Source organism: Rheinheimera sp., assembly GCF_036568245.1.
Taxonomy (GTDB): domain Bacteria; phylum Pseudomonadota; class Gammaproteobacteria; order Enterobacterales; family Alteromonadaceae; genus Alishewanella.
This window is the reverse complement of record NZ_DATCSY010000031.1, coordinates 1-6254: the sequence shown is the minus strand read 5'-3', so window position 1 is coordinate 6254 and position 6254 is coordinate 1. Positions and strand designations below refer to the sequence as shown.

The following is a 6254-nucleotide window of genomic DNA, read 5'->3' as shown; positions in this document are numbered from 1 at the left end:
AAGCGAAAAAATGCCATGATAAGTTTGCGGCAAATCATCCGTGAACTGGAAGCAACTCAGCAGGCGGTTTGGAGCCCCATGGTACTCAACGGCAGTGGTTTTGGTTTAATGGCGAACCATAGTCTGGTAATGGCAAACTATATTTCACGTGCAAATGCCGCACTGATTGATCTGTCAGAATTATTAACTCAAGGGTAAAACGCATGAAAAAAACAGCATTGTTGTTATCGCTAAGCGGCGCACTACTCAGTAGTGCAGCTCAAGCTGATACTTTGCTTGGTCTCTATTTAGGTGCTGATGGCTGGCGCACCTCCGTTGATGGCAGCTTTGCCAACACTGATCAGCTGCAGGCATTCAATTTTGACGATAAAACACAGACGTCATATTACCTGGCGCTGGAGCATCCATTACCTTTAATTCCAAACATCCGTTTACAGCGTAATAAACTGGAGTCATCGGGTAGCACTTTGCTAGATGACAACTTTAGTTTCAATGGAACTGATTTTCCAAATGGTACCCAAGTTCAGAATCGGGCAGATATCACCAGCACAGATTACGTACTTTATTACGAGGTTCTGGATAATGACTTGTTTAGCCTGGATCTGGGTATCAACGGCAAGTATCTGGATGGAAGTATAGCGGTGTCAGAGGTTTCAGTTGCCGATGGGCTGGCTGTTCAGCAGGATTTTTCTGAGTGGATACCAATGCTGTATGGCGCAGTGCGTGTTGGTCTGCCTCTGACCGGTTTTGATGTATTTGCTCAGGGGAGCTTCATTTCTTATGATGGCAGTCAGCTATATGACGCTCAGGCGGGCATTGCTTATTCACTGCTGGATAATCTGGCCATTGATATGAAGCTGAAACTTGGCTACCGCCAGGTAGATTTACAGCTTGATGATGTCGATAACATCTATACCGATCTTAGTTTCAAAGGTGTTTTCGCCGGGGTTGAAGTCCATTTTTAATTCTGTCCAGTGATGCCGTTACCGGCATCGCTGTTAATGTTATTCCTCTGTTGTATCCTTGTTAGCCTGATAGAATAGTTTTATAGTTACCGTACTTTTAAATCAGTCCGGGTCCGCTTTTGATAAACTATTTCAGGCAGTTAACGTTGCCATGGCTGATTGCAGTTGTAGTGATGATGGTGTTCAGTGCAATCTGGTTTCACTTGGAGACACAAGCACAGCAACGTATTCAGATTGAACAGACCGCAACCATGTTGCAATTTAGCGTCCGGCCGATGCTAAAAGATAAAGATACAGATGTGCTAAAGGCTCAGCTGAACAACTTACGCTTAACCAGTGTCGTGCCTTTAACTGCTATTGCGGTTTACTCCCAGCAGAATCGTTTGTTAGTTGCAGCCGGTTTGCCTGCGATGCTGAATGCAGCCAGGCCAGACGAAGCAGTAACCTCTTATGCAACAGAACCACACGCTGAAGGGGTATTGGTATTCCAGCCATTGCCCGCAGACAGCAGCGTGCAAGCCAGTACAGAGCAGCAATATTATATGGTATTACTGTTTGCACCAGTCAATGGTATCAGTGAGTGGCTTTTACCTGTTGCCATAGTGGGGCTGATTGGCATTGTCATGCTGATGATACTGCATAACAACCTGCAGCAAGTTGCGCAGCGGCAGCATACTGATGTCAGTTTGCTGACTCATAAGCTGAACCAGTTATGCCATGGTCAGTTGAATGTGAGTGTTACAGAAGAGCTTGTGCCTGAGCTGTTGCCACTTAAATCTGCATTGAATGAACTTACCCACTTTTTGGCAGAACGTGCCGGCCAGCTCGGAACAGAGCTACAGCAACAGCAACAAAAAGCAGAGCAGCAATTGCAACTGTTGTCAGAAATACGGCTGCAGTGCAATAAATCGGAGCTGCGCTACACGCAGTTTGTCCAACTGGTGCAAAACCGGCTGATTAATTTACGTCAGATGCAACAGCAGCAAACAGAGCTTGGCGACGCCGAGTTTTTATCTGCTTTGGCAGCTCAGATGGCTTTGTTGCAACTGGAGCTTGGTAATGTTGAAGAGGTGCCAGCTCAGATTAATTTAACGCAGTGGTTTTCAGAGCAGGTTCCACAGATACGCCAGCATTTTAAAGACAGAAATGTTGAGCTACAGGTGTTTGAGGGGGCAGATAATATTTGCCATGAAGTTTGTTTGCCGCTACAGCAACTGGCGATACTACTGCAGGCTATAGTGCAAGTAGGGGGGCGGGCAAATGCCGTTTCAGAACTTACCTTGCGACTGGCACTGAACGTGCGTCCTTCGGATAGCCATCTGCATATCAGTGTTACAGGTAACGGTGATGGTATTACATCACGGGTCAGGCAGCTATTAAACGGCGACGACACCAGAACATTGCAGTGGCATGAAAGTGATATTGGTATTCTGCTGGTGTTGAAACGGCGGCTGCAGGCTATGTTAACTGTACAGTCTCTCGATGGGCTTGGTTGCACCGTAACGCTGACATTACCTGTGGCAGAGAGTTCGGCTATTGTGCTGCCTAAGATGCCTCATTTGCTGTTATTCGACAGTCAGGCAAGCAGCTTGTCTGAACGTAGCCAGGTGCTGACCACGTTGACCGATTATCTGGCTAAATGCTCAGATCTGCATGAGTTGGCAAGAAAAAGTAAGCAGTTTGCTTACGATGTTGCGGTGGTGATGTTACCAGAACCGGCAGATTTGGTCAGGTGGCATACTGAGCTGCAACAGTTAAGTGCGCGTTGCCGCGTGCGGTGTTATGCCGCAAAGAGTCAACGGGCGGTGTGGCAGGAGGCGCTGCAATTTAGCGTTTACGAAACACCTTTTTGTCTGAATGACATATTGTCTGAAGTACCGGCACAGTCTGCATTACCGCAGCTGCTGGTTGTTGACGACAACGCAACCAACCTTGCTTTTATTCAGGTGCTGCTAAAAGATCAGCCAGTACAGTTGCACACAGCAACCTGTGGTACTGAAGCGTTGAGCTTATGCCAGCAGCAGTCTTTTGATGTGATTTTGCTTGATATTCAGTTGCCTGACATTGCTGGCACCGAAGTGGCCCGGAGATTACGCCAGTTAACCGACTACCAACATACGCCCATCCTGGCTTTTACTGCGCATGCGCTTGACGAAGAGGTCAGTAACTTCCTCCGCGCTGGCATGAATGACGTCATTTTTAAGCCACTGGAAGCCGCTAAGCTGGACGTGATTCTGCGCTGGTGTTCTTCAGGCAAAGCTGATCACGTCAGCCAGCAATAGTTTAAGAGCATCCAGATACTGCTGATTTGGCTGAGTACTGAGTAGTGGTAACAACTCAGCACCACTGGCGGTGTATTTGTAGTACTGCAGTACAACATTCTTGCTGGTTATACTGCCGTTTACACTGAGTTGTTGATACTGCCAGTTTATCTGATGGCCGGCTGGTAATTCGCCACTTTCTATTTCCGAGCTGTGTAACAAACCAATATCTACCAGACTAAGGATTTGAGTGTAACTTAGCCCAAACTGGCTCAGATTCAGTACTGCCCTGTTGCGGCCTGTCAGCACCCGCCACAGTGAAGGTCGGTGGATATAACCGAAATAGATCCTTGCGGTAGGATCCTGACGAGGGCGGCAGCTCAAATTTGCCGCCTGCTGCAACGCCATAGCTTCTTTGTAACTCATGCGCTTTAGTGTATGTAACGTCTTTAGAGAGAATTTTCCAGGGCTGGCGATTTCGCCGGCCAGGATTTTTGCCCAGAGTTGTTGCATGCTGTGATTGGAAATATCCAGAATCAGCTCGCAAAACTGTTGAAACCAATCCGGGTCAATATCCTGGGCAGAAACATGCTCCGGACAGTATTCCAATGCCAGCGCCATGACCCGTTCCAGGTTATGCTGCTGGCGTTCACGTTGCATCTGTAAACGCCGCTCGGCTCGCTGTGCCAGAGTCAATCCAGCTTGCCCCGCAGCGGCGCCTGAACGGGCAGCTAACTGCTGGTGTTTGTCCGCAAAGTGGCCCTGTTGCTGATTAGTATTGTTACCGGTAGCACTGTCTGCCGGCATCACACCCGAGCCAAACTGATTTCTGGCAAGCTGCAGCAGCCGTTGCTGGCCACTTAATGAGTGAATCTTGGTCATAGTGTGCATTGCCAGTTTTTATCGATGCCGCTATCTTGGCATTTCATAAAATTTGCGGCAAGTCGGTCAATACGCTTTGCTCAAAATAAAATCTGTTATAACTTACTCTTATACATATTAAGCATGTATATTTAAACGGAATCATTTAATAAGGCTGAGCGATGGTGTCAAAGGAAACAGATGAGGATTTTCTGTTTTTAGCAGAAGACGAGCCAGTAGGACCCGCTAAGGAAAACACGCTGGGAGAGTGGCACCTGCTTATCGTTGATGACGATGAAGAGATCCATACCGTAACTAAACTGGCACTTAATGATCTGACCGTCATGGGGAAACAACTCGTGTTTCACCATGCATATTCAGGCAAAGAAGCAGTTGAGTTTCTGCGGAAAAATCCACAAACCGCTTTAGTACTGCTTGATGTTGTGATGGAGTCTGATGATGCCGGACTGAAAGTAGTACAGCAGATCCGTGATGACCTTGGGATGGATGAACTCAGGATTGTTCTGAGGACCGGACAACCAGGATATGCACCCGAAGAGAGTGTCATCAAAGAGTACGATATCAACGATTACAAAACCAAGACTGAGCTAACCCGCAGTAAACTGGTTACGTCAATTATTGCTTCTTTACGTTCTTATCAACAAATCCGCACCATCAATCAAAGCCGGCGTGGTTTGCAGAAAATTATAAATGCCGGCGCTAACTTGCTTGAGCAGCACTCTTTACACGAGTTTTCAGAAGGCGTTGTAACACAAATCTCATCGTTAATAGGGTTGCATGCTGAAGGCGTTTTGTGTGCGCAAATAGAAGACGATGGCAGCACCAGTGAGAATATTTATGTGCTTGGCGCTGCCGGGCACTATGCGCCTTACATCAAATGTCAGTTAGAAAGACTGGATAATCCGCGTATCGTCAGTCAGATCACGCAGTGTTTGCGTACCAGGGAACACCAGTTCACCGATCTGGATACCGTACTGTATCTGGGCAATGATACACATAGCGCGGCTGTATATATAGAAACAAACCGGCCAATCGAAGCGCTTGACCGTCAACTGATAGAGGTATTCCTGAGCAATATCTCTATCGGATATGAAAACGTCACCTTATTCCAGCAACTCAAGCATGCTGCCTATATCGACCCGTTAACCAAAACGCCTAACCGTAACGAGTTCATCCAGATCTTACAGGATACCAAGCGCTACGAAGCGGATAATAATGTTGCTGTGCTGATCGACATTGATCACTTTTCCGATGTTAACGATGGCCTGGGACAGGATGTAGGCAATGAACTTTTAATTGCCGTAACCATGCGCCTGATCGAGCATTTTGGCATATCGTCTCAGCTGGGACGTATTGGTGCTGACGTTTTTGGTTTGGTCGGGCCAGAGAGCGAATTGACGCCAGAGCGTTTACAGGCCGTGTTTGAAGAACCATTCCATGCCTCAGAGCATGCGTTACAGGTGAATGCGACCTTTGGCCTGTGTCGGCTGACCGATAGCGCAGAGCAAGGCCTGACAATTCTGAAGCATGTTTATATCGCGCTTAATAAGGCGAAAAAGCAGCTCAGCCAGAATTACCAGTACTATAAAGCGGACATGGAAGATGAAATGTCTGAGCGGCTTGCGATGTTGCGCATGTTGCGCCAGGATTTTTCTCATGACCGGCTTGAGCTGTGGTATCAACCACAGATATCACTTGCCGATAAGCGTGTTGTTGGGATGGAAGCCTTGCTGCGCTGGCCACTTGGTAATGGACAGTTTGTTTCTCCGGCTGTTTTTATTCCATTGGCAGAATATTCCGGCCTTATTGTTGAGATTGGCGGCTGGGTGCTGGAGCAGGCTTGCTTGCAGGTTAAAAAACTTGAGAAGCATGGCTTCAGTGGTTTGAGGGTGGCGGTTAACGTGTCTATGCCGCAGTTCAGGAATCATGGCTTTGTGCAATCTGTAATTGATTGTGTGCGACAACATCAGATTAGCCCGCAGTTACTGGAGCTGGAAATTACCGAGTCAGTGGTGATGGATGAGCCGAAGATAGTTATTGAAGCACTACATAAGCTGAAAAATTTTGGTATCAAAGTTGCCATCGATGATTTTGGTATTGGCTTCTCTTCTCTGAGTTATCTGCAGCAATTACCACTGGACAGGAT

General features: G+C 47.2%; 5 protein-coding genes. 4 read left to right on the top strand and 1 reads right to left on the bottom strand.

Annotated features, from left to right (window positions below; genetic code table 11):
* The 3 genes from VIN66_RS01445 to VIN66_RS01435 all read left to right on the top strand — a co-directional run.
* Window positions 1-198 (top strand): DUF2333 family protein (locus VIN66_RS01445; protein ID WP_331922334.1); only part of this gene is annotated, 198 nt, incomplete at its 5' end.
* Between the two features lie 5 nt (window positions 199-203).
* Window positions 204-965 carry a TIGR04219 family outer membrane beta-barrel protein gene (locus VIN66_RS01440; RefSeq protein WP_331922333.1) on the top strand — a complete coding sequence of 254 codons (762 nt, stop codon included), beginning with the start codon at window positions 204-206 and terminating at the stop codon, window positions 963-965.
* A 146-nt stretch (window positions 966-1111) separates the two neighbouring features.
* Complete coding sequence (locus VIN66_RS01435; RefSeq protein WP_331922332.1) at window positions 1112-3247, top strand: response regulator; 2136 nt, start codon at window positions 1112-1114, stop codon at window positions 3245-3247.
* Here VIN66_RS01435 and VIN66_RS01430 read toward each other — a convergent pair.
* Window positions 3215-4108, bottom strand: a complete 894-nt coding sequence (locus VIN66_RS01430) for a TIGR03899 family protein (protein ID WP_331922331.1) — start codon at window positions 4106-4108, stop codon at window positions 3215-3217. The two genes, VIN66_RS01435 and VIN66_RS01430, sit on opposite strands and share 33 nt — an antisense overlap.
* Window positions 4109-4269: 161 nt before the next feature.
* Here VIN66_RS01430 and VIN66_RS01425 point away from each other — a divergent pair.
* A partial coding sequence (locus VIN66_RS01425; RefSeq protein ID WP_331922330.1) for an EAL domain-containing response regulator occupies window positions 4270-6254 on the top strand: 1985 nt, incomplete at its 3' end.

Coding starts and splice junctions, on each gene's coding strand:
- VIN66_RS01440 (WP_331922333.1), top strand. CDS start 204: ATGAAAAAAACAGCATTGTTGTTATCGCTAAGCGGCGCACTACTCAGT.
- VIN66_RS01430 (WP_331922331.1), bottom strand. CDS start 4,108: ATGACCAAGATTCACTCATTAAGTGGCCAGCAACGGCTGCTGCAGCTT.